Source organism: Stenotrophomonas sp. YJH_SMC_73, from assembly GCF_059370155.1.
The window spans coordinates 1-25,048 of record NZ_JCAFTJ010000002.1; the positions used below are offsets into that span (position 1 = coordinate 1).

The window sequence follows — 25,048 nt, forward strand, 5'->3', positions numbered from 1 at the left end:
ATGCCCTCGGTCAGGTTCGACCCCAGCAGTGCACCCAGCGCAGACGCACCCCAGAACGAAGCCGCCACGCGCGCCACCATTTCCATGGCAATGCCGGTCATCGCAGCCAACACCGCCATCGAGAACATGGTGCCGATGCCATAGAACAACCATCGTTGGAACAGGGACTTTGTCTGCTCAAACAGCAGGCAGAGGATGAACAGTGGACCAAAACCAATGAACAATGACATTGCGATCTGGTACAGCAATAGCATGGCGCCCGCCGTAACGGCTGGTCCGCCGGTGCCCAGCCCAATGAACCACATTGCACGGGTCTTTGCGCTATCCAGCGTTACGTCGCCGGCAACATCCAGCACACTTACCGACGTGAGCGCCAGCTGCATATAACCCAGGTTCTTGTCAATCAGTTCCTCGGCGGTCGACTTCTTTCCGGTCACGATATAGGTGATCTGGTCCTGCACATCGCCAGTCAGGAAGTTCTGCAGCTTGGTCCCAAACATGGCCATCGACGTAGCGACCGTAACGATCAGTGCCGCCCGTGCCATGTTCGTCATCAACGCAGCCATCGAGTCACGGCTTCGCCCAGTCACGATGCGGAAGCCCTGGATGAGCACCCACAGCGTCATCAGCACCAGGGCCATCGTGCCGACCCAGGTCATCATCCGGCTCAGGATACCGTTGCCGAAATTGGTGATCTCTTCGCGCAGATATTCCAGGATCAGCCGGAAGAAGACGAAGTCGCCCACGGAGGCGAACAACGTGCCGTGCAACAGATCATTGAACACCATACCGTGCATCATTCCCTGACTCATCACATCACCCGCCCCGCGTCGGGGCCCTGCTGGAGTGCGTTGCGCACGTGATTCACTTGGTGGAGAGCGCGGCCTTCAGCGCGCCGGCCTTGATGACACTTCCAATCGGGTTGCGCTCGCCCCGCAACGCACGCTCGGCCAGATTCTTCTGCCGCCCCTGCAAGGCAGCGATCTGCTGGTCGTAGACCTTGATGGTGGTCTCCCACTTCTTGAAGGCCTTCTCAAGCTCGACCGAGGTTGCCGTATTGTTGGAGATATCCTCCTGCAGTGCGCCTTCATTCTTGAACGCGTTGCGGATCCGACGCAGCTGCTGAAGCATCTGCTCCATCGCCGGCATGGACATCTGCACGACCTCGACAGTCTCGTTGTACTTCTTGTTCTCAAGCACCTGGATGTAAGAGCAGATCGCACGCTGCTGCGCGCCGATGTCACCGCCCGGGCTCATGTTCAACACTGCCATCAGACCATTCATGCTGATCATGGAATCGCCGCCGCACTTCTCGGCCACGTTCCAGTTCTCGGGAATCTTTGTCAGCGCAGGAGTCGGCGGCATCAGGGGGGAAGCAATGATCTGGGTCCAGTTCTGGAGCTTGGACATCCAGTTGTCGATGGTCTTGGAGTACTGCTGAGCCGTTTCACTCCAACGCTGCGCAGTCTGAAGATATTCCTGACCGGCCTTCATCTCCTGCATGAAATTCATGATCCAGTTGAATGGGTCATAGACCGTCATCGCCTGCGCGGGACTGGTGCCTGTACTGATGGTCATGCCCAGGGTCAACACTGCGGCCATCATCGGCGCGAAGCGCCTGCGTCGCACCGGAGTGCGGCGGAGTTCAGTTGTCATGGGGGTTTCCTTGTTCGTCTGAGCGAGCGTCTTCATGCCGTCTCCTCCTGCTCGGCCCGCTTCCCGGACCCTTTTCGATGTTTGTAGAAGTCTTCCAGCCACTGCTCCGGCGTGAGCTCGTCCACGGTGATCCGGTTGCGGACTGCAGCGGTCTGCAACACGCGATGCATGATGTCGATGTTGTCGGTCGAGGCCGAGATCACCGACAGAATGTCGTCCATGCCACGCAGGTTGAGCTGGCAGACGCTGGACGCATGGCCCTGCTTGACCAGGAAGCAGCGCGAGCGCTCGTCGAGCGCGGTAACCACCTTGAACTCGGCCTCGGTCAGCTTCAGGCCATCCATGTAATCGCTCTTGCTGGCATTCGGGTTCGGCAGCAGGATCAGGGTGGCGGTCTGTTCGATCAGCGCGGCGGAGATATCGCTCTTCAGCGCGTCCTCCGGGCTCTGCGTCGCGAAGATGCCCAGACCGTTCTGCTTACGGATGGTCTTCTGCTTGTTCTTCGCGAATTCCTTCAGGCCACCCTCGCCGTCCAGGATCTTCCAGAACTCATCCATCACGTAGATCAGCGGACGACCATCGATCAGCGACTCCAGGCGGTGCAGCAGGTAATTGATGACCGGCACGCGCACTTCGGGATTGTCGATGATGTCGGTGTAATCGAAGCCGATGATGTTGGCCCTGCTCAGGTCAACAGTGTCGACGGGATTGTCGAAGACCCAGCCCAGCGAATTGCCCGAGGTCCAGCGGCGCATGCGCGCGTAGAGCCCATCGTCGCCCATGTTGGGCAGGCTCTTCTGGAAGTTGGTCATGCTGCGAAGGTGCATCGGCGTATCGAGCATGCTTTCCACCGCGCGGTAGATGTCCTCTTCCTCGCGCGCACTGTACTCACGCTTGCCGGCCAGCACCTTGATCAGGTCGGCCAGGAACTGCACGTTGGCTTCGTTGTTCTCGCACTGGAACGGGTTGAAACCGGTCGGCGCGCCGTTCTCCAGGGCCAGATAGTTGCCACCGCAGGCGCGCACGAAGATCTCCGCACCACGATCCTTGTCGAAGAAGAAGATGGTCGGCGACGGCTCGTACTTCTGCACCTGGCTGAGCAGGAAGTTGATCAGCGCGGTCTTACCGGTACCCGACTTACCAATCACCATGGTGTTGGCAATCGCCTTCTCGCCCAGCGAGTTCTCCGACGGATGGGTCGCGTGGAAATTGAAGTAGTACGGCTGGCCGTTGGTGGTTTGCAGCGTGGTGACGCAGTCGCCCCACGGGTTGTTGTGCTGCTTGCCGGTCGCGAAGTTGTGCAGCGGCGACAGGCCCAGGAAGTTCAGCGAGCTGACATTGGCCAGGCGGGTGCGATAGCGCCAGTTGGCCGGTAGCTGCGAATAGAAGGACGAGGTGACCGCCAGGTCTTCCTTGGTCGACACGAAACCCGCATTGGACAACTCGGCGCGCGTCGTGGCCACGTTCTGCGACAGCTTGGCCTGGCTGTCGCCGTAGACCGTCATGATGAAGTGGTACTCGCCCAGCACGAAATTGCCCGACGACAGCTGGTCCATCGCCTGGTCCAGCTCGACGATCTGGCTGACTGCCTTGTCACCGGAGGAGATCATCATGCCCTTGGTGCGGTCGAGCACCTTGAGTGCGTCCTGACGCCCCATCGGGCTGAACGAATGGGTGATGACGTACTCGTAATCCAGGTACTTCAGGCCATTGAGGATGCCCGGGTAAGTCCCCTCGGCATACTCCTTGATGTTCAGGATGGCGCCGAAGTGGTTGGCACCATTAGGGGTGTTGATGACGAAGTCACCGGTTTTGGCCGAGAACATGTGCCGGCTGACCGGCAGGTAGTCCTTGATCGGTGCCGAAAGCACCGGTACCGGCTCGTCGATGCGATTGATCAGGTAGCCGAACAGCTCCAGCGTTTCAGAGAACACCACACCGTTCTTGGCCTCGTACATGCCCAGGCGATACGGTGCGTAATCGCGGATCACGGCCTCGACGTTGCCGGCCAGCTCCATCAGCTTCTCGATGGCCTGCTCCTGCTCGGCCTGCAAGCGCTCGACATTCGCCGACTTTTCCACGAAGCGTTTCCCGGCGACGACCGGGCGGTAGATCATGGTGAGGTACAGCTCGTTCTGCATGATGCGCTGGGCGGACAGCATGCCCATGTACTGGTCGGATACATCCTGATTGAAGCGCTGGCTGTAGTGGCTCTTGCCTTTCAACGTACGGCGACGGCGAATGTCGTGCACCCAGAAGGCGACATTGACGAAATCCGGTGCCCTCAGCGTCTGCAGCAGGCGGTTGAACGTATTGTGCCGGTGCTCCAGCTCCCATTCCTCGCGACCAACGAACGGCAGTCCTTCCAGATACCAGGTCAACAGGTAGTCGCCGCCCGTGGTCTTGACCACGTTCGGGGCGACATGCGTCGACAGGGGAATGAACTCACTGATGGAGGTGTCAGGGCTGAACATACGACTGCTTCCAAAGAGGTACTGCCAAGAAGTTTCAACAGACCCGACGGACGCTTGCGCCGGCGGGCCGGATCCGGACCTCAATCCATTCGGGCCGGTTTGTCGCGGTAATGGTTGGGGTTGAATACCCACATGCCATCGTGTTCCTGCACGTTGCGGACTTTCAGCTTGAACATCAGGCGCAGGCCCAACAGGCGGAAGATCATTTCGTCACGCTTGGCCATCTGCCGCATGATGAAGACCGCCACCGGAATGGTGAGCAGAAACCAGAAGTTCGTGTACATGCTGAGCAGCAGCAACCCACCTGCCACCATGAAGAATGGCAGGTAGGGAACGCCCAGGAACATTGCCGGACGTGTGCAGCCGCGGAAGACGACGTTCTTATGCACTGTAGTACTGGACAGCCTGCTGGATCAGCATGGAGGTCTTGCCCTCGCAGGTGCCATAGTCGTCACCCAGCAGCATACGTGCGATCTGGCCAGCGGCACCGATCAGTACGCCACCGATCAGGATCGGTGCCACATCACCAATGCGCTTATGCGCAAAGGCAATCTGGTAGCCAGCAAAGATGACGGCAATGGTCACCACGGCGATCGAGGCCATGTTCAGCAGACCATTGATGCTGTCGAAGAAGCCACATACCTTCTTCTCGGTGCCACCATAATTGACGCCGCCCTGATTGGCGAAGACCTCCGGAGCGAACAGCGCACCAACGAAGAGGGTGGCCATCAGCAGAGTCTTCAGCGTGCGCTGGGCCTGGACGAGGTCGAGATTGGATCGCTTCATGGATTGATTTCCTTGTTGATGGACTAACACAACTGAATCGACCAGCCGGGGGACTGGCCGCACCACGACTTCGTCAGAACACGAAGGCCGCATCCCCTGCGGGAATCTGCTGCACCGGCGCAGCCTGCACCGGTGCGTTGAATGAATTGTCGCCACCGGCGACAGGCTGGTTGCGCTCGCTCCAGGGCCGCAGCATCACTGGCCCCTCATTGCCGGCGCCAGCAGCACTTGGCAGCTGCTGCGGCATGGCCATCGCCTGTGCAGCACCCTGCTGAGGCAGCTGCTGCGGCATGCCACCGGCCTGTTGCTGGGGATAGGCGGGCCCTTGGCTGGGCTGCGCCTGAGGCTGCATCATCCTGTCCACTGAACCCAGCACCACCTTGGACAGCGCCTGGTCGGCGAGATTCAGCAGGCTGCCCCGCGCCATCGCACCGGTGGACGGGTACACGACATAGGCGCGTGCGGGATCTTCCGACGGCACGTACACCGGGCCATTGGACTGCGCAACGATGCGGGCCTGCGCCGGAGAGGCCAGCTGCGGATGATGTTCGACCTTCACCGCGCGGCGCTCGCCGCGGCTGACCACGTCGATCGGTGCAACACCATTGCTGGCAAGCATCTGCCCGCGGCGCATCGAGTCATAGACCTTCTGCACGTAGCCGTGACGGAAGCCGGTCTCGAAATTGCCCGAGTAGTAGCAGCTGAACGACTTGCCCCAATCACCACCGGAGCGCTTGTAGCACTCGGCGAGGATGCGCGAACCCGCCTGCAGGTTCGGGCACTGCTGGAAGGCCTTCTCGTAGGAATCCAGGCCGTATTTGCCCAGGTTGTAGCGATTGACCTGGGCCAGCCCGATGGAGAAGTTGTAGCCCTTCTCTTCAAGCATGCGCACCGTCGCCAGCGCTTCGTCCAAGGCCTTGGGCTGGCGCACCAGTGCGCCGCCGACCACGCCGATGGCGTAGGGATTGCGCGACGATTCGACGTTGATTACATGCTGCATCACATCCATCGAGACGGCCATCTCCGGGCACGCCATCATTTCCAGTCCTGGCAGCATCCTTCAGCCCTCCTGCCCCTGGGCACGCCCAGGATTGAAGTCGATGCCGGTGATGTAGCGCGAGCCGGCATGCGCCTTGATATGCACGACGATGTCGATGGTCATCATCAACAGCCGCTTGATCACGTTGAATTCAAGGCCCGAACCTTCGGTCGAGGCCTTCACCATCAATGCCAGCTGGTCCCAGGTCTGCTCTGGACTGCCAGCGTGGCAACTGGTGATCGAACCCGGGTGGCCCGATGCACAGTTGCGAATGAAGTAGAACGCTTCATCACCTCGCAGCTCGGCCAGGATGATGCGTTCGGGCTTCATGCGCAGGCAGGCTTCCATGCAGCTCTTGGCGCTGACATTGCTGGTGCTTTGTCCACCCTTGGAATACAGCAGGTGCACCACATTGGGTTGGGTCAGAAACAGTTCGCGCGCGTCCTCGATCGTGACCAGGCGCTCGTTGTCCGGGATATGATTGACCAACGCTTTCATGAAGGTGGTCTTGCCGCTACCGGTCGCACCGGATACCACGATGTTCTTGCGGTACATCACCGCACGCCGGAAGAACTCGGCGTACTCGCGCGAATGGCGCAGCTCCAGCAGCTCACGATCCTGCTCGCTGATGCTGCCATCGGTTTCCAGGATCTGATTGAAGAAGCCGTCTTCGTGATACTGGCTGAGCGACTTGGTGTGCTTGGACGGCAGACGGATGGTGATCGACACCTTGCCTGCATCACATGCCGGCGGAATCACGAACTGCGCACGCTGGCCAGTGGGGAACGTGAGCGACACGACCGGATCGGCATCGGTGATGCGCTGGCCGGTGTTGCTCTCGTTCACCACCGCCGTGCAGAACTGCCGGGCCCGCTCGAAGGTCAGGCTCGGCACGTCCACCCGCTGCCACCCCGCCCGGGTTTCCAGGTACAGCTCACCGGGACGGTTGATGCAGATTTCCGTCACTTCCGGAGACGTCATGTACTCGGCGATGCCCAGCACTTCGTACTGATAGCGCAGGAAATCGCTGGAGACGAGGGCGAGGGGTGACACTTCGGCGTCCATGATCGTTCGTTGAGTTACCGGCGGGGGTTCAGCACGTTGGTGAAGTCAACGTCCTTGGCGACGTAGACATTCACGATCGTGCCCTGGTTGATCGTGACGGTTGGCGGACGGCGCTCGCTGAGCGCCTCATTGGCAAGTCGCTCCATGGTGCGAGCGGTTGCGCTCTCGTAGGGAGAGCGCACGGCAAAGCCGTTGCTGGCGACCGTTGTCGATTCTGGACCGTGCTCGGCTGCGGCGTACTTGAAGGCGTCAGCGATGAGGCTGATCATCAGCGCCGACGCGATACGGCTACCCCAGTGCGCACTGTACTGGCCAGGATGTCCTGCCCCGCCCAGGCCGTCCGTACCAGGGCTGGACATCGCCACGTCGATGCCATTCGGCGTGGTGATGCGATCCCAGATCACTTCCACCCGCTTGCCGATCGGACCACCGCCGTAGGAGCCATAGATCTTGGAGCCCTTCGGAAGCAGCAGGCTGCGCCCATTGATCGAGTACACCGGCTCGGTCAGCAGGCACGATGTGTAGCCGGCCACGTCGGTGATGATCCGCGTTTCCAGCACGCATCTCAGGTACGTGCCACGAACCAGCAGCGCGTCAGGGCTACGGATATAGGCGGCATTGGAGACATTTTCCACGTCGGGGCCACGACGGACCTTCTGCGGCTGGGTCTGAGGATTTGCTGCCGCCTGCATGGCAGCGATCATCGCCTGGTTGTAGTCAGAGTTCTGGCTACCGGACGACGCGCCCGCGTCGCCCCCCCCTACCCCGGAACCGCCGCCCATGCGCCGGTCCATCAACGTCGGCCCGCGATCTTCTTGTGGCCTACTCGCCGACGGAAAACCGGGCATGGGCACTTCCTGCTGGGGCGCAGGCGGCAGCATCGGAATCGGATCGGCAGCAGCCACCGGCGGCGCCGGATCAGCTGCGGTACCCACGCTCGGCAGCTGTGGTGTCGTCGCACGCGCCTCTTCCCGCGGCTTGTTCTGCTCGGTCGCATCATCCTGCCCCTTGCGGAACAGCAGGAAGCCCATTGCCATCAGCAGCAGCACGATTCCACCGAGGAACAGCAGCGCCTTTCGGTTCAGCCGCTGCTCTTCGGCCGAGCGCAGCTGCGGCGCGGCCGCGTCAAGATCCGGCGCCGGCTCGGCCTGGGCCGTGCCGAAGTAGGGATTCGACGGCGCGTCCGCGGCACCCTGTGCGCCATACGGGCTCTGGCTCTCGTCGCGTCCGTTGTTCGGGTCGTTTCCGGGAGTGTTCTGCTGGCTCATTTCTTCACGTTCCTTCGCAGGCCGACGACGAAGTCGCCGTGGCGGATGACCAAGTACGGGTAGGTCCCGTGCACGATCAGCGTATTGCCTTCAACCGTGGTGTTGACCACAAAGTCCTCACCGTATTCCGTTTCGCGACCAAACACCGCCGGGAAGATGCCGGTCTTGTACTCCGGCGAGTTCGGCAGTTTCAGGTAGGTGAAACGACCATCGTCATAGGCGTTGACCGGGATCAGCCACCCCATCTTCTTCGCCTTGCTGGTCGAATAGGAGTAGTTGAAGTTGTACTGGCGGTCCTTGGCCAGTTCCGAGCTCAACAACGGCTTGGCCTCTTCCTCGACCGCTTCCTGGGCGACGCCGAACACGGTGTCGTTCGGATAGACGAAGGCGATCTTGTACTGCACACCGGCACGACGGGCCTGTTCCAGCTGGCGCCAGTCGGTGGCCACCACCTTCAGCTCGAAGATGTAGGAATGGGTCTCGGTGCGCACCATCATGTTGGTGTCGACGTCGACGTTCTTCGGCTTGAGGTAGAACACGTTCTCGCGACGGGTCAGTTCCCAGCCGCTGCTGAAGCCGGTGCTGTAGTCGAGGATCTTCTCGTTCGGGCTCAACTCGATCTGGGTGGTCAGGCCCAGGCCGGTGCGAACCGGATAGATACGGTCCTTCTCGTACTCGTAGTGGTCAACCGCCTGCGCCATCGCCGCTGCTGAGAACAGCAACGACAACATCGACAGCAGCGCCAGCGCGCCTCCCCTGATATTTCGACTACTCATCGGTTGCTTGCTCCATCAGCAGTTCCGGTGGAATTGTTCTGCGCCGGCCTCATGGCCGGCTGTCCGGGCATGGCCTGCCCCGGCATTGCTTGCCCCTGCACCGGCTGACCCGGCATGGGTTGACCCTGTACCGGCTGGCCCGGCACCTGGCCGTTGACCGGAGCCGCGACCGGCTGGCCGGTGGCCGGATCGATCATGGTGGCCGCGGCCGGATTGTTGGGATCGTAGACGCCCTGTGCCTGCTGCGCCGCCTGTGCGGCCTGCTGCGCCTGCGCCTGCATGGCGCCGTCATCCGGCACCGGCACGCCACGCGAATAGTCGTTGTCGACTCGGTACTCGGTGACCTGGAAGGCCAGCGGATTGAGGATGCGATCCTGTTCGGACAACGCCAGGTTCTGGTTGTACTCGAAGCGCATCGTCACCAGCTGGTTGTCAAGGTAGCTGGATGCTCCGGTCCGCTTGTCCAACAGGCTGCGCTGGATGCGCACCGACGCACCGCGGAAGCTGCCGTTCGGCTCAGCCCCCAGCGGCGTGATGCTCAGGATCTTGACCCGAATGGCCTTTTCGCGGCCGTACATCACAAACGGGTTCTGAGGGTTACTTCCTGCGTATCGCATACGCATGCTCTGAGCAACCGGGCTGCTGGACATCACGAACACCAGTTCCCAGTCACGCAGGCCCATCACCGCCGAGTCATACGATTCGCGCGCGAGCACGTACTGGGCGACGTTGCTGCGATTGATCGCTTCGTTGGTGGTGATCGTCTCGCCCTGGAAGGTGCCACTCAACCGCGCGACGGTCGCTGTGCCGGTGTAGGCATCGGCCATGACCAGGAACGGCACCTTTTCCTTCAGCGGCAGCATGTAGTAGTAGCCGCCCGCCAGTGCGAGCGACATCAGCAACGAGCCTGTGGCGACCCACCATGCGCGCCGCTCGCTGCGGCGTGCCATGTCGGCCACGGTGATCTCGTAGCTGACCGCCTTGGCGACCGACTGCTCGACCTTGGGACTATTGCCGGGATCCTTCTTGCGGAACATGGATTCTTCCGTACTGCTGAAACATCAATGGGCGTGGCACCCCTGCGACAGGCGCGGGGAGCAGCACGTTCGATGATTTCGAGGTGGACTCAGGTGCCGCTGTTGGAATCAGCGCCCTGTGCCGACGCGGTCGGCGTCGAGCCAGCGCTCTGCACAACGATCTGGTTGCCAACGATGGAGACGGAGATGCCCTGCGCTGCATAGGCCGCCGTCAGATCGATCACGGCCTGCTGAGCGTTGGTGGTGTCGATGCTGGAGACCGCGCCGTACAGGGTGAAGTCCGAGCTCAGGCGGTAATCCAGCGTGCGTCCGGAATCCTTGGCCCAGCGCTCGAGCATGGCTTTGAGCGTGCCATCCATCGGCGAGGCCTGGTAGACGTAGCTGGAGTACAGCGGGATCTCCGTGGGTGCCGCAGCAAAGCGGTTGACCGGCTTCCAGCGGCCTCCGAAATCGGGAGCGGACTTGGTGGCGCAACCGGCCACCATCAACGCCGCCACTGCGGCGATGGACATTTTCGCGATAAACGCCTGATTCATACGGGCTTCACTTTGACGTACGAAAAAGCAGTCCCGAGCATTGGCCCCCTGGTCGTCCGGCGCTGCGTCGCGCACGCCGGAATCGGAGCGACGCACTGACTGGCAGCACACCTGCTCCGGCTCCCCTGCAGCCAACGGCTGCCAACCAAGTCGCGGGGCCGCCAGACACTGCCGACGACACACCCGCATACCTCACCAACGTCGAAACCATCCTTGTTTCATGGCACAAACTCCTGGCCACCCTGCTCTACAACATCTGCCATCCATCACACATTTCTGAACGACATGCACAGGGTCGCACAACCACGCGTCAATTCCATGTCAGACAAGTCTGAAAATCCATGAACAAATGCCAAATTCTTGACCTAAATCACGAATTCACATTCTTAACTACGAATGGTGATCACAAATTCAGCGACGTGAATTAGACGTTCAGCATCGGAACGTCCACCTTCGGCAGCAGCCTCGAGGTGAAGTAGCGATCCTTGTAGTACCGGATCTTGTCGCACTTCACCGGGTGAGGTATCCCCTCGTACAGGAACACCTCCATGTCCGGCCCCATCGCCTTCAGCTCCTGCGGCAGCATCAGCGCGCGCCGTTCCTCGGTGAAGTTGTGGGTCTTCTCGCGGGCATGGGTGACGTTCTTCCTGCGCACCGTGGTGTAGCCCAGCATGTCCGAATAGTCGTTGGCATCCTGCTGTTCGCGCGGCGCGTACAGGATCTGCAGCGCGTGGTTGGTGATGATCGTGCGCGAGACTTCCCGGCCGTAGGTGGCGTCGAGTTGGGACATGCTCTGGATGATCGGCAGCAGGCGGATGTTGTAGCCGGCCATGTAAGAGACCGCCGAGGCGATGATCTCCACTTTGCCGATCGAGGTGAATTCGTCCATCAGCAGCAGGCACTGGTACTTCAGGTCCGGGTTGGACTTGGGCAGTTCCTTGGTGTTGAGGTTGATCAGCTGGCTGAAGAACAGGTTGATGATCAGCCGGCTCTCGGCCAGCTTGTTGGGCTGGATGCCGATGTAGATGGTCATCTTCTTCTTGCGAACGTCGGTCAGCAGGAAGTCGTTGCTGCTGGTGGCCTTGTCCAGCACCGGGTTGATCCAGGGATTGAGCGGCTCCTTGAAGGTGCCCAGGATCGAGGCGAAGGTCTCATCGGCCTGCGACAGCATGTTGGCGAACGCCGAACGAGCATTGGCGCTGAGGAACGGTCGCTCCGACAGGGTCTTGAGGTACTTCTTCAGGTCGGTGCCGTCGCCGGAGGACAGACGGTACACCGCACCGAGCGTGGGCGTGCCGGCGCCGCCCGGGAAACCGCTGCTGCGCTCGTCGTCCCAGTTCTCGAACAGGTACAGGGTAAAGGCCATGAACGCATTGCGTGCCTGGCTGACCCAGAACTTCTGGTCCTCGGCCCCGTCTGGGTACAGCATCGCGGCGATGCTCATCAGGTCCGACACCCGGAAGGCCGGATCGTCGGAGACGTAGCTGAGCGGGTTCCAGCGGTGCGTGCGCCGGTCCTCGGCGAAGGGGTTGAACAGGTAGATCTCCTGGCCCTGGCTGGCGCGCCAGCCGCTGGTCAGGTCGAAGTTCTCCTGCTTGATGTCCAGCACCACCAGCGATTCGCCGTACTCCAGCAGGTTCGGGATGACCACGCCCACGCCCTTGCCCGAGCGGGTGGGCGCGGCCAGGATCACGAACTGCTGGCCATCCAGGCGCACCAGCTTGCCGCCATGGCTGCCGACCACGATGCTCTGGCCGGTCTTCTTGAACATGCCGTGCTTGGCCAGGTCGGCACCGGTGGCGAAGCGCGCGTCGCCGTGCAGCGAGCGCTTGTCCTTCTTCAGCAGCAGCACCAGGCCGGCCACCAGCAGCACCAGCAGGGGCAGGCCGAAGCCTACGTAGCCCGCCCATTTGATCTTGCCCACGAAAGGCGCGACCTGCGGTTGGCCGATGGCGTGGACGTACTGGTAGTAGGTGTTCCAGGTGAACAGCTGGGTGTCCAGCCCCAGGAACAGCAAGGTCAAGTAGCCGGAGAACACGAAACCAAGCAACAGGGTCGCCAGCGTGATGATGGCGATGAGCAGATACTTCTTACTGGGCAACACCCGAATCCTCCATGATGCGCACGCGGCGCGACGGCCTAGCGGTGGCGCCAGCGCGACGCCTTCTTCCGCAGGTGGTTCTCGTTTTCCAGCCCGGGCTCCTCGCCCTCTTCACGCACCAGTTGCAGCAAGCGTTGGCGCGCCTCGGCCAGTGATATCAGGTCGGTCAGACGATCCCCATCGTCGGCGACGACCGCATGGCCGACCACATCGCCGGGAGCGTACACCGGCTCGTGGGACACCGCTACCAGCTGGTAGCGGCCACGGGTTTCCAGCACATGCCTGAATTCCTGCATCGCACTCCTCCTTGTCGGGGCAACACTGCGCCCCCTGCCCCGCCATCATGCCGGTGGCAGCGTCATGGGCGCATCCACAACCGCTGCGGCTTCTGCGCGAAACTGTGCGCGGATATCCAAGGAAACCGCAATGGACTGGGTAGCACTTGCCCGCACGCTGGCCACCGAGGCCCACGCGGGGCAGATCGACAAGGCCGGCCAGCCTTACATCGGCCATGTGGCGCGGGTGGCGGCTGCGGTGTGCGGCGACGATGACGCCGAAGTGGTGGCCTGGCTGCATGACGTGGCCGAGGACTGCCCGGCGTTTGCCGCGCGGATCGAGGTATTTCCCGCACCGCTGCGCGAGGCGGTGCAACTGCTCAACCGCGATGCAGCACCCGACGCGGACAGCTACTACGCGCGCATTGCCGCCCACCCGCTGGCACTGAAAGTGAAGCGCGCCGATCTGGATGACAACGCCGATCCGCAGCGGCTGGCAATGCTCGATGCGGCGACGGCCGCGCGCCTGCACGGAAAGTATGCTCATGCCCGGGCGGCGCTGGGCATCTGAGCCGGGCGCGACGAGGCGCGGCGGGCCGGCGTGTCACCGATCAAACGCTGATTTACCCTGAGTGCTGCTGCTCCTGCTGCAGTGCAGCAGTACAATGGGCGGCTCCCGCCCCCCATCGCGCCCCCGCATGAGCCCCAACTCTTCCCTGGCTGCGCGGCTGACGCCCCGCCAGCGCACCCTGATCATCCTCGCCCTTTCACTGGGTGGCTTCGCCATCGGCACCAGCGAGTTCGCCAGCATGGGCCTGATGCTGGAGATCAGCCGCGGCCTGTCGATTTCCGAAACCCAGGTCGGGCATCTGATCAGCGCCTATGCCATCGGCGTGGTGGTCGGCGCCCCGATCCTCGCCTTCGTCGGCGCCAGCTTCCCTCGCCGCAAGCTGCTGCTGGCACTGATGGGCTTCTACGCGGTCGGCAACCTGGCCAGCGCGCTGGCACCGAACTACGGCACGATGCTGGTGGCGCGCTTCGTTGCCGGCCTGCCGCATGGCGCCTACTTCGGCGTGGCGATGCTGGTGGCCGCGGCGATCAGTCCCGCAGGCCAGCGCGGCCAGGCGATGTCACGCGTGCTGCTGGGCCTGTCGATCGCGATCCTGGTCGGCAACCCGCTGACGACCTGGCTGGGTCAGCAGCTGAGCTGGCGCACCGCCTTTGCCCTGGTCAGCGTGCTGGCCATCGCCACCGTGGCGATGATCGCGCGCTTCCTGCTGCCGGACCCGGATGAAGTACGTACCTCGCCGATGCGCGAGCTGCGCGCCTTCAACACGTCCCAGGTGTGGCTGGCGCTGGCGATCGGCGCGGTCGGCTTCGCCGGCATGTTCTGCGTGTTCACCTACCTGGCACCGACCCTGGTGCAGGTCACCGGCGTGGCCGAATCGTGGATGCCGCTGGCGGTGGGCGTGTTCGGCATCGGCGCGATCATCGGCAACATCGCCGGTGGCTGGCTGGTGGACAAGTTCCACTTCAAGGCCGCCGCCGTGGTGCTGCTGTGGTCGATCGTGATGCTGCTGCTGTATCCGCTGGCCGCACAGTCGGTGTGGACCATCGGCCCGATGATCATCACTGTCGGCACCATGGGCGCACTGGCGGCGGTGCTGCAGACCCGCCTGATGGACGTGGCCGGTGAGGCGCAGACGCTGGCGGCGGCCTCCAACCACGCCGCTTTCAATACTGCCAACGCACTCGGCCCGTGGCTGGGCGGCATGGCAATCAGCGCCGGCTTCAGCCCGGCCAGTACCGGCTATGTCGGCGCGGCTACCGCGATCGGCGGCCTGCTGCTGTGGTGCGTGGCGGTGATGCTGGACAAGAAGCGCAGGACCGCCGTCGCCGGCAGTCACTGAACATTGCGCCGGATCGTCAGTCGCTGCCTCTGCGGCGACGGCGATCTGGTCGCAGCAACGCTGTATCGCCGGCCACCAGGGTCGGCCGCGCCAGCTCACCGCGCTTCACACGGTCCAGCACCCGCCGCGAATTGGCTGCACAGTCGATGCCGTCCGGCCGCGCCTGGATGTCCTCGATCAGGGCCAGCAGATGCGCCCGGCTCTCTGCCAGCCGCAGCTGCAACGCTTCGATGTCAGCCACCTTCTGCTGCAGCATCGTGATCAACGCCTCATGCTGCCACTGGCCCATGTCCGGTGGCAGCAGGGCGCGGATCTCTTCCAGGCTGAAGCCTGCACGCTGCGCGCCCGTGATCAACTCCAGCAACAGCACCGCCTGTTCCGGATAGTCGCGGTAGCCATTGGCCTGGCGCTGCGCCACCAGCAGCCCCGCGTCTTCATAGAAGCGAATGCGCGACGCCGCGAGGCCCGTGAGGCGGGCCAGCTCACCGATCTTCATCTGCCTGAATCCTCGCCATGGGAGCCTGTTGACCTTCAATAAAACTTGAAGGTTAGCGTAGCGCCATTCCCCTGTCCTGGAGCTGTCCGATGTCGCTGTTCTCGCCCCTGGCACTACCCTCCGGTGCCATCATCCGCAACCGCATTGCCAAGGCCGCGATGGAGGAAAACATGGCCGACGCCGACCACGCGCCGTCCGCTGCACTGCTGCAGCTCTACCAGCGTTGGGCCGATGGCGGCGCAGGACTGATCATCACCGGCAACGTGATGGTCGATGGCCGCGCCATGACCGGCCCCGGCGGCGTGGTGCTGGAAGACGACCGCCACCTTGACCGCTTCATCGCCTGGGCCGAAACGGCACGCTCACGGGGCGCGCAGATGTGGATGCAGATCAACCATCCCGGGCGGCAGATGCCGGCCGCACTCGGCCAACCGGCACTCGCGCCGTCAGCCGTCGCCCTGGAGATGGGCGCGCTGTCCAGGCAGTTCGCACCGCCGCGGGCGATGACCGAGGCGGACATCGAAGAGGTGATCGCCCGCTTCATCCGCAGCGCCGAGCTGGCCGAGCGCGCCGGGTTCAGTGGCGTGCAGATCCATGCCGCGCACGGTTACCTGCTCAGCCAGTTCCTGTCGCCGCTGTCCAATCGCCGCGACGACCGCTGGGGCGGCAGCCTGCACAACCGTGCGCGCCCGCTGCTGGAGATCGTGCAGGGGGTGCGCGCCACCGTGTCGCCCACGTTCGCGGTGGCCGTGAAGCTCAATTCCGCCGATTTCCAGCGCGGTGGCTTCTCGCCCGAGGATGCGCGCGCAGTGGTGGAAATGCTGGCGCCGCTCGGCGTGGACCTGGTCGAACTGTCCGGTGGCAGCTACGAAGCACCGGCCATGACCGGTGCCGCGCGCGACCAGCGCAGCCTGGCCCGCGAGGCCTACTTCCTTGAGTTCGCGCGTGAGATCGCCACGGTGGCAACCATGCCGCTGATGGTCACCGGTGGCATCCGCCGTCGCGCCGTGGCCGATCAGGTACTTGACAGCGGTGTGGCCATGGTCGGCGTCGCCACCGCGCTGGCGATCGAGCCGGATCTGCCCCACCGCTGGCAGCAGGGCCGCGACCCGGTGCCGGCACTGCGCACCATCGACTGGCGCAGCAAACCGTTGGCCGCCAGCGCACACATGGCCGCAGTGAAGTACCAGTTGACGCGGCTGAGCAGGCTCCGGCCCACGGCGCCGGGTGTTTCGCCCGTCTGGGCACTGCTGCTGGCACAGGCGGCCGCAAAGTGCCGGACCCGCCGCTACCGGCGCTGGATCGGTGCACGCGCAGGAGGATACTGAGCGGGCAGGCTTCTCATCACCGAATCGATGCTTCACCATCTGCACGATCGGCGGCAGCCCGTCGCCGGTCGCAACACGCAGAAGGAACCCTCGTGGCAGCAGGACCAACCAGGAACCACGAAAAGCTGCTCGATGACCTGCTCTCACTGGGCCGCAACTGGGCGCTGGCCATTGCCATCGCAGGTGCCGGAGCTGCGGTCCATTACAGCGAGTCGGTCTACGAAGCAGGCATCTGGCGCGACCTGCTGCCCACGCTCTGCTTCCTGGTCGCCATCGTCTGGATCGTGCTCAGCATCATCCGCTTCGACCTGACCATCCAGCAGCACTTCGAGCGGAAATTGTCACGCTGGCTCAGCCGTCTGCTGTATGTCGTGCTGCTTGGCACCGGCATCACTGCCGTGTTCTTCGTCACCGAACTGGCGGAGAACAATCACATCGCGCGGATGTGCGACTCGGTGGCCAATGAACCCGGCAGCCGCATCCACAGGTCGGCCGAGTGCCAGCGGCTGTACCAGCATCGCGCGGCGTACCGGCAGCGTCTGGAATCGGCCGAGGGTGAGTTCGACTGAACGGGCTTCATCGCGGTCTTCGCGCGCGATGAACACATTTCGTGGATGTGCATTTGGGCACAGTGCAGCCGACGCCGCGCTCTCGGCCCGTACCGGACCCGCAATGCCCCCCCATCGCGCACCTGCCCGCCATGATGCCATCGCCTTGCAGGCCGGCATGCTGGGCAGCGTGTTGGGCGTGGCGCTGTTCAAGGCCATCGCACTGTCTGCGTTGGCGACGGGTTCGATGATGGGTATCGGGCTATGGGTGATGGCCTGCGCGCTGCTGGCAGCGTGGGCGCTCGCAGCCTATCTGGCCTGCCTGGCACTGAGCCGGCGCGTGTTCGTGCTGATGCTGGTGCTGTGCACGATACTGGTGATCTGCATCGCCTGACGCCGGCAGGGACCGGACTATCGCGCATCTGTTATAGAATAACAAGTGCGGTTGGTCCGATTGTGCATGCCCGGTGTCACGGATTTGAATTCCATGGCCATCCCGGCATCACCCGAGGCCCCCCCATGAACCTGCAGCCCCCGCTCCGCGTGACCCTCATTGCCATCGCCCTCGCATCGCTCAGCGCCTGCGCCACCTATGACGACAGCAACATGCATCAAGCCTGCCAGGAGTCGCCGCACCTGAAGGACCTGCCGCCCGAGGTCGCTGCCCGCGAGAGCCGCTGCAACAAGGGCATGGAAGTGTGGTCGAGCGAGCGCAAGGGCAGTGACAAGCCGCTGGACCTGAGCGGAAAGAAGAACAATCCCTGACGAAGGTGCGCGCCCGGTTGCCGCGCCTGTCTTGATCGCGCCCATGCATCCGGCTGACTGCTCCATCACAGCCGGCGCGCGACGATGAGGTCTCCCCACCCTGTCGAGACTCAGATGCCGGACACTGCCCACCCTGTCATTCGCGCGTTCGAGGCCGTGTTCGATCTATCGGGCAGCGTGCAGCGCATCACTGCGCTCACGGTCACCTGCCGGCATTGCTCGTCGACCAGCTCTGCCAGCGAAGACAACCTGGTGCAACTTCCGGGCGGGGCGTTGTTCCGTTGTGACGGGTGCGGCTGCCATCAACCGGTCAGCCACGCCCGCCTGTCGGACTGGCAACCGGCGTCGTTGCTGGGTATCTGAGGGCCGCCACGTGGAAATGACTGCGGAACAGCGGAAAATACTCCAGGCAATCGCCGCTGCAGAGCCGGTGCGCGGCGATGCCGCAACGTGGGCGGTGACCGCCGGATGGGCGGTACAGGCGGAAGACGGGGATATCGATCTGACCGAGGCTGGCCGGGATGTGCTCACCGCGCAGGCAGGTCGTAAGGGCTAGACCCGCCGATCAGGCCAGCTTCGCCTCCCTTCGCGCTGCGCCGCGATAGCGGCAACCTGCTGAACAAAGGGTGCATCCCTGCCACGTCAACGGCGAAGTGGCGAGGCCCTTCATGCCCACGGTGTGCAGGGCGTCATGACATGCGCTCGGCTATGCTGCGCCACCTCCCTGCGCCAATGGCGGCCATGCATCCTTTTCCCCTGCCAGTCTCTGCACCTGATCAGCTCGCCTACCGACTGCTGCAGGACAGTGAATGGGCCCGCTCGGCCACTGCCGCAAGCGCACCCGCCGAACTTCGCACCTTGCTGGCGATGATCCTGGATTCGCCGGAACCCCTGTGGCTTGCCTGGGGCAAGGAAGACAAGGCGTTCTTCTTCAATGATGCCTATCTGCCGATGCTGGGGGAAAAGCTGCACGGCGCGATGGGCAACCGTCTGGAGGATGTCTGGGCGGACGTATGGCCGGACGTGGTGCATGCCGTCGACGACGCCTTTGCCGGCACCAGCCGCAGCTTCAAGAACCTGCCATTGATGATGGATCGCGACGGCACGCTGCGCGAAACATTCTGGACGTTTTCCTATTCACCGCTGCGCGTCGGCTGCGGCAGTGTCGCCGGTATCCTGTGCGTGGTCAGCGAGCAAACCGAACGGGTGATCGAGCGCGACCTGCACAGCCGCCAGGTCGCGGCGATCACCGAGCAGGCGCGGGAGGCCCATCTGGAACTGGTGCGCGCCCGCGAGCAGCTGCGCCAGTCGCAGAAGCTTGAGGCGATCGGCCAGCTCACCGGCGGTGTGGCCCACGACTTCAACAACCTGCTGCAGGTCATCACCGGTTCGGTGGACATGCTCCTGCACACGTGGCCGTCAGACGACACCCGGCGCCGCTACATCCAGGCCATTGCCACAGCCTCGGACCGCGCCACCAAGCTGACCGCGCAACTGCTTGCGTTCTCGCGTCGCCAGAGCCTGTCGCCGGAGGTCTTCGATCTCTGCGAGAGCGTGCACGCGCTTTCGGACATCATCACCACGGTACTGGGTGCACGCATCCAGGTGTCGTTGACGTTGCCCGGCACGCCATTGCCGGTGCTGCTGGACCGGACCCAGCTGGACACTGCATTGATCAACATCGCGGTCAACGCGCGCGATGCGATCGAGGGGCACGGCAGGGTGACCATCGAGGTGGAGCAGGTAACCGCGGTGCCTTCGGTGCGCTTCGCCGCGCCGATGAAGGGCGACTTCGCCGCGATCAGCGTGACCGACACCGGAGCAGGCATCGACCCCGCCGTCGTCGACCGCATCTTCGAGCCCTTCTTCACCACCAAGAGCGTCGGCGCCGGAACCGGCCTCGGCCTCAGCCAGGTGTTCGGCTTCGTCAAGCAGTCAGAAGGCGAGGTGGACGTGCAGAGCCAGGCGGGCGCCGGTACCCGCTTCACCCTGTACCTGCCGCTGGCGCAGGCGAGAGAAATGACGGAACGGCCGGCGACGCTACCGGGGCTGCAGCATGGTCACGGTGTCTGCGTGCTGGTTGTGGAAGACAACGTCGATGTGGCCGAATTTGCCGTCGGCGCCCTGCGCGAGCTCGATTACAACGTGGTACTTGCGCACAATGCGGACGAGGCCCTGGCGGAGCTCGAACGGGATGCCTCCCGCTTCGATGTAGTGTTCAGCGACGTAGTGATGCCTGGCATGAACGGCCTGGATCTGGCCCGTACCATCCGCAGCCGCCTGCCTGGGCTTCCAGTGATCCTTACCAGCGGCTACAGCGAACTGTTGGCCCGGGACCCTGGCCATGGCTTCACCCTGCTGCGCAAGCCTTACTCATTGAAGCAGCTGGCCTCGGTGATGACCGAAGCCGGGCGCTGCGCGCAGGCCGTGGTAGCGTCGCCCTAGCGGGCAGTCACCGCAGCGAACCGAACCAGCGTTCCAGCGAAGGCTCCAGCCCCGACGTGTCACCGCCAGCATCGCAGGCCCAGGCGACGATACCGTCGGGGCGGACCAGCACGGCGCCCAGTCCCAGCGTGTCGCGCGCCGTGGACATCACGCAGGTGACCGACCGCTGCCAGCGCTCAATGATCGGACCGAGCGGATCGCCGGTATCGAGCCCCAGCAGCACGCCCTGCCCTGCACGCAGCAGCTCTCCCATCCGACGGTCATCAGCCAGTTGGACGTCCGGTGCGCTTCGGCCAACCCGCGGATGGCTGCCGTCGAGCACCGGTGGCGGTGCTACACCCCACAGCCGCTCGGCGAGATAGGTGGCACCGTCGCGGGTCGCGGCCAGGTCGGCGATGACCGCCGCCAGCGCGCGCGACCCGGGGCCTGGCCGCATCAACGCCACCTGTGCACGTGACCAGTCGAGCACCTGGGCGCCGATCGGATGGCGCTCAGCCTGATAGCTGTCCAACAGCGACTCTGCCACATCACCTCGCACCACCGCGGCCAGCTTCCACCCCAGGTTCATCGCATCGCCGATGCCGAGGTTCAGCCCCTGCCCGCCCAACGGCGAATGCATGTGCGCGGCATCACCGGCCAACAGCACGCGGCCGCTGCGATAGGCCGTGGCCTGGCGCGCGGCATCGGTCCATGTGGTGGCCAGATGCAACGCCGTGATCGTTGCCTCTCGCCCGGAGACACGCCGCAGCAGCGCCTGGGCGGTGTGCCGGTCCAGCGGCGTGCGATGGCCGGCGCCACCGTCGAAATCGGCCAGCGCCAGCATGCCCGGCGGATTGAAATTGCACATGCCGTGTTCGGTGAACTGACGCCCCGGGACGAGCACCGACGGGTCTGCCAGTTCGACCTGCAGCGTGTGCCCGGTGAACTCCGGCGCCGTCCCTGCGAACACGAACCCCGACTGCTTGCGTACCGTGCTGCGGGCGCCATCGCAACCGACCAGCCAGCGGCCCCGCATCAGCCCGCGACCGGTCTGGACCACCATCTGTGCTTCGCGTGCGTACACCGCCTGCACCGTGCAGCCACGCTCGATCTGTACACCCAGTGACACCGCACGCTCGGCCAGCACCGCCTCCAGCGACTGCAGCTCGACCGCCATCTGGGTGGGCACCGGCGTCGGCAGGCGATGGCGCCAGCGCGCACTGTCCACGTTGTCCAGCGCAAAAGGAATGCCGGCGAAGTGGCCGCCCAGCGGCCGCGGTTGCGCCAGCCAATGGGCGGTGCCGGGCGGCGGTGCGCCGTTGTCCGGCTTCAGCACCTGACTGGCGGCAACCGCATCCAGCAGGCCACGTCGATCCAGGGCCTCCAGGGTGGGCGCGTTCAAGCCGCGCAAGCCAAAGGGCAGGCGTTTCAAGGGTGTCTCGGGCGACACTGCCTGCTCCAGCAACAGGACCGAACAGCCGGCCTGGGCCAGCTCGCAGGACAGGAACAGGCCGACCGGGCCGGCCCCGGCGATGACGACGTCGTACAACATGGGATTTCCCTGTGAGCGCCGGGCCGGCGCTCTGGCGACGCCAATGTTACACTCGGTGTACGTTTCCACAAGTGAACCGCCCATGATCCCGCCCCGGGGCCGCCGCGAGCAGCGCAAGACCGAGACCCGACAGACCATTTCGGACGTCGCCACCGAACTGATCATCCGCCGCGGCTTCGAAGCCGTGTCCATGTCCGAGATTGCCAATGCGGCGGGGGTCTCGCGCAAGACGGTCTTCAATTATTTCGCCAGCAAGGAAGACCTGGTGTTCGACCGCGATGAGGAGGCCCGGACCCTGCTTCGCGAAGGCATGGCGGCGCGCCGTGGCATGGCCCCGCTGGCCGCCTTCCAATCGCTGGTGCGGGAGCTGCTGGACAGCGGCCATCCGCTGTTACGGATCAACTCCGGTGCAGCGGCCTTCTGGGCAACCGTGGCCGACAGTCCGGTGCTGGTGGCGCACGCGCGACGGCTGCAGGCACAGCTGGCCGACGACCTGGCCCAGCTGATGGCCGACGCGGCCGGTCGGCCCGCGCAGGACGCGGAGGCACGCCTGGGCGCAGCCATGCTGCTGGCGTCGATGGTGGCCGCCTATGAGAGTGGACTGGCCAGCCAGCAGAGGGGCGAGGATCCGCGCCAAGCGATGCTGCAGCTGATCGTGCGCGGTGGCACCGGCGTGCTGGTGGCCTTGGCCGGCACCCCATATACCGACCCGGGCCTGCGTCCATAGCGCAATCGGGGGATAGGTCACGAAGCGTTGCAAATGCTACTCTTTCTCATTTGCAGCCCGCCCCGACCCCCTCATGCCGCTTCCAACCCCGCTCAAGCACGCCCTCTGCCTGGCGCTGCCCCTTTCCCTGGCTACGCCTGCACTGGCCTCCGAGGCCTCCGCTGACACCCCGAAGGACCTGGACAAGGTCGAAGTCCGCGGCCGCGCGCAGACCCTGTACCGCGCCAACGATGCGGCCGTCGGCACACGCACCGATACCCCGTTGGAACTGGTGCCGCAGTCGATCCAGGTCGTGCCGCGCGAGCTGATCGACGACCAGGCCGCGCGCCAGGTCACCGATCTGTACCGCAGCATCAGCGGCATCAGCTTCTTCAGCTATGCCGGCGTCACCCTGCGCGGGTTCCGCCAGGAGAACGTTCTCTACGACGGCCTGCGTGGTGATCCCTATGCGGGCTTCTCGGTGCCGCAACTGTTCAATATCGAACGCGTGGAAGTACTGAAAGGTCCGGCCGGTGCGCTGTACGGCGGTGGTGATGCGGGCGGTGTCATCAACTATGTAACGCGCAAGCCCAAGGCGCGCGCCGAACGCCGCATCGAGCTGCAGGCAGGCGACAAGGACTTCCGCGCCGGATCGATCGAAGGCACCGGCCCCTTGAATGCCAGCGGCAGCATTCGCTATCGCGCCGGCCTGTATGCCGACAGCGAGCAGGGCGTGCGCTGGAATGCCGACAGCGAAAGCGTGATCGGCGATGCCTCGCTGGCCTTCGATGTCGGCCAGACCGGCGAACTGGTGCTGCAGTTCACCGACATCACCCAGAACCTGGGCGGCAACCGCCTGCGCGGCGTGCCGGTGAACGATGCCGGCAGCTTCCTGACCGACCGCCGCTGGAACCACAACGAGGCCAGTGACTTCCTCGACATGCGCGCCAAGGTCACACTGGCGCAGTATCGCTTCGCACCGCGCGACAACCTGGACGTGGATCTTGCTGCGCGCTGGTTCAGCAACAACGAGCACCAGATGTACCACGAGCCGATGGGGCTGATTGATCGTGACCGCGACGGCGTGGCCGAGTGGATGACGCGCCAGCTGCGCAACCAGATCCGTGACAACACTGCCTTCACCGCCAGCGGCAATGCCGTCTGGCGGATCAACACCGGCCGTATCGAACACAAGGTGCTGTTCGGCGCCGACGTGTACCAGCTCGACGCCGACTTCACCGCGCAGACCGCCAACAGCGCCGACCTGGCACGCGGCGCCGGCCCGGTGCGGGGCATCGACCTGTTCAACCCGGTCTATGGCGCGAGCACCTGGCATGACTACAACCTGGCCGCTCTGCCCTGGCGCAGCACCGCCACCCGCAGCAAGCGCTACGGCGGCTACCTGCAGGATGAGCTGGCACTGGGCGCGCGCTGGCATGTGCTGGCCGGGCTGCGCTGGGATGGCTTCAAGGATCAGGACCGCATGGGTGGCAGCAGCGTGGATGGCAACGATCTCAGCTGGCGCCTGGGCAGTACCTTTACCGTCCGGGACGGCGTGAACCTGTATGCCAACATCGCCAGCGGCTTCGTGCCGCAGAGTGCCACCAACCAGAACCCGGCGGCCGGCGGACCGTTCGACGCGGAGCGCAGCAGGCAATGGGAAGTCGGCCTGAAGTCCCTGCTGGCCGACCGTGTGACCCTGAACATGGCGGCCTACCGCATCGACCGCAGCAACATCGTGCAGGCCACCGGCGAGGTGATCGGCGGGGTAAACCAACTCGCTGCACTGGGCCTGGTACGCAGCACGGGCATGGAACTGGACCTGCTGGCCGACGTGACCGAGCGCTGGGTGGTGAACCTGACCTACGCCTACAACGACGCACGGGTGAAGGGTGCCGGACCGAACGGCATCACCAATGCCTCCGGCGACCGCTTCGCCAATGCGCCACGCAACAAGCTCGGCGTGTGGACGCGCTACGACCTGCCGTCGATCAACTCGGCCATCGGCTTCGGCGCCGACCATGTGGGCGAGCGTGTCAGCCTGGATGGGCAGGCGGTCAAGGCATACACGGTATTCGACATGAGCTGGAAGACCACGTGGAAGCAGTGGCAGTTCCAGGCCAACGTCAAGAACCTGTTCGACAAGGTGTACGCGGCCAGCGGCTTCATCGAGCGCAACGGGCATTTCCCGGGCGAGCCGCGGCGGGTGTATGTGCAGGCGGCTTACAGCTTCTGAGCGGAGCCACCTGCGTCGCCGGCATCTCGTGCCAGCGTGCCGCCTGCCCGGACGGTAAACCACCCCAATT

General features: G+C 64.1%; 25 protein-coding genes. 10 read left to right on the forward strand and 15 right to left on the reverse strand.

Annotation, left to right across the window (positions count from 1 at the left end; genetic code table 11):
* The 13 genes from AC5P8R_RS03230 to AC5P8R_RS03290 all read right to left on the reverse strand — a co-directional run.
* The coding region (locus AC5P8R_RS03230) for a TrbL/VirB6 family protein (RefSeq protein WP_495222986.1) at positions 1-788 on the reverse strand (788 nt) is incomplete at its 3' end.
* A gap of 76 nt (positions 789-864) precedes the next feature.
* Positions 865-1,692: a hypothetical protein gene (locus AC5P8R_RS03235; protein WP_236636397.1), complete on the reverse strand. Its 828-nt coding sequence runs from the start codon at positions 1,690-1,692 to the stop codon at positions 865-867.
* Positions 1,689-4,130: a VirB4 family type IV secretion/conjugal transfer ATPase gene (locus AC5P8R_RS03240; protein ID WP_169411838.1), complete on the reverse strand. Its 2,442-nt coding sequence runs from the start codon at positions 4,128-4,130 to the stop codon at positions 1,689-1,691. The genes AC5P8R_RS03235 and AC5P8R_RS03240 overlap by 4 nt, the downstream gene beginning before the upstream one ends.
* Positions 4,131-4,210: 80 nt before the next feature.
* Positions 4,211-4,519 carry a VirB3 family type IV secretion system protein gene (locus AC5P8R_RS03245; protein WP_019660289.1) on the reverse strand — a complete coding sequence of 103 codons (309 nt, stop codon included), beginning with the start codon at positions 4,517-4,519 and terminating at the stop codon, positions 4,211-4,213.
* Positions 4,512-4,916, reverse strand: coding sequence for a TrbC/VirB2 family protein (locus tag AC5P8R_RS03250; RefSeq protein WP_014647573.1), 405 nt, complete (start codon positions 4,914-4,916; stop codon positions 4,512-4,514). The genes AC5P8R_RS03245 and AC5P8R_RS03250 overlap by 8 nt, the downstream gene beginning before the upstream one ends.
* Before the next feature lie 73 nt (positions 4,917-4,989).
* Positions 4,990-5,973, reverse strand: coding sequence for a lytic transglycosylase domain-containing protein (locus AC5P8R_RS03255; protein ID WP_014647574.1), 984 nt, complete (start codon positions 5,971-5,973; stop codon positions 4,990-4,992).
* A gap of 3 nt (positions 5,974-5,976) precedes the next feature.
* A complete protein-coding gene (virB11, locus tag AC5P8R_RS03260) occupies positions 5,977-7,020 on the reverse strand; it encodes a P-type DNA transfer ATPase VirB11 (RefSeq protein ID WP_014647575.1) in 1,044 nt (347 codons plus the stop codon).
* Positions 7,021-7,034: 14 nt separating this feature from the next.
* Positions 7,035-8,288 carry a TrbI/VirB10 family protein gene (locus AC5P8R_RS03265; protein WP_169411833.1) on the reverse strand — a complete coding sequence of 418 codons (1,254 nt, stop codon included), beginning with the start codon at positions 8,286-8,288 and terminating at the stop codon, positions 7,035-7,037.
* Positions 8,285-9,064 (reverse strand): TrbG/VirB9 family P-type conjugative transfer protein, encoded by a 780-nt coding sequence (locus AC5P8R_RS03270; protein WP_014647577.1) that lies wholly within the window; start codon positions 9,062-9,064, stop codon positions 8,285-8,287. Before AC5P8R_RS03270 ends, AC5P8R_RS03265 begins: the two co-directional genes overlap by 4 nt.
* Positions 9,061-10,101, reverse strand: coding sequence for a VirB8 family type IV secretion system protein (locus AC5P8R_RS03275; RefSeq protein WP_014647578.1), 1,041 nt, complete (start codon positions 10,099-10,101; stop codon positions 9,061-9,063). Before AC5P8R_RS03275 ends, AC5P8R_RS03270 begins: the two co-directional genes overlap by 4 nt.
* Positions 10,102-10,190: 89 nt before the next feature.
* On the reverse strand, positions 10,191-10,637 hold the full coding sequence (locus AC5P8R_RS03280) for a hypothetical protein (RefSeq protein ID WP_032957008.1): 447 nt from the start codon (positions 10,635-10,637) through the stop codon (positions 10,191-10,193).
* A gap of 424 nt (positions 10,638-11,061) precedes the next feature.
* Complete coding sequence (locus AC5P8R_RS03285) at positions 11,062-12,741, reverse strand: type IV secretory system conjugative DNA transfer family protein (RefSeq protein ID WP_014647580.1); 1,680 nt, start codon at positions 12,739-12,741, stop codon at positions 11,062-11,064.
* Between the two features lie 35 nt (positions 12,742-12,776).
* A complete protein-coding gene (locus AC5P8R_RS03290) occupies positions 12,777-13,034 on the reverse strand; it encodes a hypothetical protein (protein ID WP_014647581.1) in 258 nt (85 codons plus the stop codon).
* Between the two features lie 130 nt (positions 13,035-13,164).
* Between AC5P8R_RS03290 and AC5P8R_RS03295 the strand changes: the two genes are divergently transcribed.
* Both AC5P8R_RS03295 and AC5P8R_RS03300 read left to right on the forward strand, forming a co-directional pair.
* On the forward strand, positions 13,165-13,584 hold the full coding sequence (locus tag AC5P8R_RS03295) for an HD domain-containing protein (protein WP_053495383.1): 420 nt from the start codon (positions 13,165-13,167) through the stop codon (positions 13,582-13,584).
* A 127-nt stretch (positions 13,585-13,711) separates the two neighbouring features.
* Entirely contained in the window at positions 13,712-14,923 is a 1,212-nt protein-coding gene (locus AC5P8R_RS03300; RefSeq protein WP_495222987.1) for an MFS transporter, read from the forward strand.
* A 16-nt stretch (positions 14,924-14,939) separates the two neighbouring features.
* Here the strand turns inward: AC5P8R_RS03300 and AC5P8R_RS03305 are convergent, their stop codons facing one another.
* A complete protein-coding gene (locus tag AC5P8R_RS03305) occupies positions 14,940-15,419 on the reverse strand; it encodes a MerR family transcriptional regulator (RefSeq protein WP_053495385.1) in 480 nt (159 codons plus the stop codon).
* 89 nt (positions 15,420-15,508) lie between these two features.
* On the opposite strand from AC5P8R_RS03305, the gene AC5P8R_RS03310 reads away from it, so the two are divergent.
* The 6 genes from AC5P8R_RS03310 to AC5P8R_RS03335 all read left to right on the forward strand — a co-directional run bounded on the left by AC5P8R_RS03310 (position 15,509) and on the right by AC5P8R_RS03335 (position 20,505).
* Positions 15,509-16,747, forward strand: a complete 1,239-nt coding sequence (locus AC5P8R_RS03310) for an NADH:flavin oxidoreductase/NADH oxidase family protein (RefSeq protein WP_069118283.1) — start codon at positions 15,509-15,511, stop codon at positions 16,745-16,747.
* A 92-nt stretch (positions 16,748-16,839) separates the two neighbouring features.
* On the forward strand, positions 16,840-17,316 hold the full coding sequence (locus AC5P8R_RS03315) for a hypothetical protein (RefSeq protein ID WP_046431353.1): 477 nt from the start codon (positions 16,840-16,842) through the stop codon (positions 17,314-17,316).
* A gap of 103 nt (positions 17,317-17,419) precedes the next feature.
* A complete protein-coding gene (locus AC5P8R_RS03320) occupies positions 17,420-17,689 on the forward strand; it encodes a hypothetical protein (protein WP_197621172.1) in 270 nt (89 codons plus the stop codon).
* A 125-nt stretch (positions 17,690-17,814) separates the two neighbouring features.
* Entirely contained in the window at positions 17,815-18,060 is a 246-nt protein-coding gene (locus tag AC5P8R_RS03325; RefSeq protein ID WP_032957423.1) for a hypothetical protein, read from the forward strand.
* A 114-nt stretch (positions 18,061-18,174) separates the two neighbouring features.
* Positions 18,175-18,423 carry a hypothetical protein gene (locus AC5P8R_RS03330; RefSeq protein ID WP_014647589.1) on the forward strand — a complete coding sequence of 83 codons (249 nt, stop codon included), beginning with the start codon at positions 18,175-18,177 and terminating at the stop codon, positions 18,421-18,423.
* A gap of 378 nt (positions 18,424-18,801) precedes the next feature.
* Positions 18,802-20,505, forward strand: coding sequence for an ATP-binding protein (locus AC5P8R_RS03335; RefSeq protein WP_495222988.1), 1,704 nt, complete (start codon positions 18,802-18,804; stop codon positions 20,503-20,505).
* Between the two features lie 7 nt (positions 20,506-20,512).
* Here the strand turns inward: AC5P8R_RS03335 and AC5P8R_RS03340 are convergent, their stop codons facing one another.
* Positions 20,513-22,036: an FAD-dependent monooxygenase gene (locus AC5P8R_RS03340; protein WP_495222989.1), complete on the reverse strand. Its 1,524-nt coding sequence runs from the start codon at positions 22,034-22,036 to the stop codon at positions 20,513-20,515.
* 82 nt (positions 22,037-22,118) lie between these two features.
* Between AC5P8R_RS03340 and AC5P8R_RS03345 the strand changes: the two genes are divergently transcribed.
* Positions 22,119-22,763 carry a TetR/AcrR family transcriptional regulator gene (locus AC5P8R_RS03345; protein ID WP_046431363.1) on the forward strand — a complete coding sequence of 215 codons (645 nt, stop codon included), beginning with the start codon at positions 22,119-22,121 and terminating at the stop codon, positions 22,761-22,763.
* Between the two features lie 73 nt (positions 22,764-22,836).
* On the forward strand, positions 22,837-24,978 hold the full coding sequence (locus AC5P8R_RS03350) for a TonB-dependent siderophore receptor (RefSeq protein ID WP_495222990.1): 2,142 nt from the start codon (positions 22,837-22,839) through the stop codon (positions 24,976-24,978).
* Positions 24,979-25,048 lie beyond the last annotated feature (70 nt).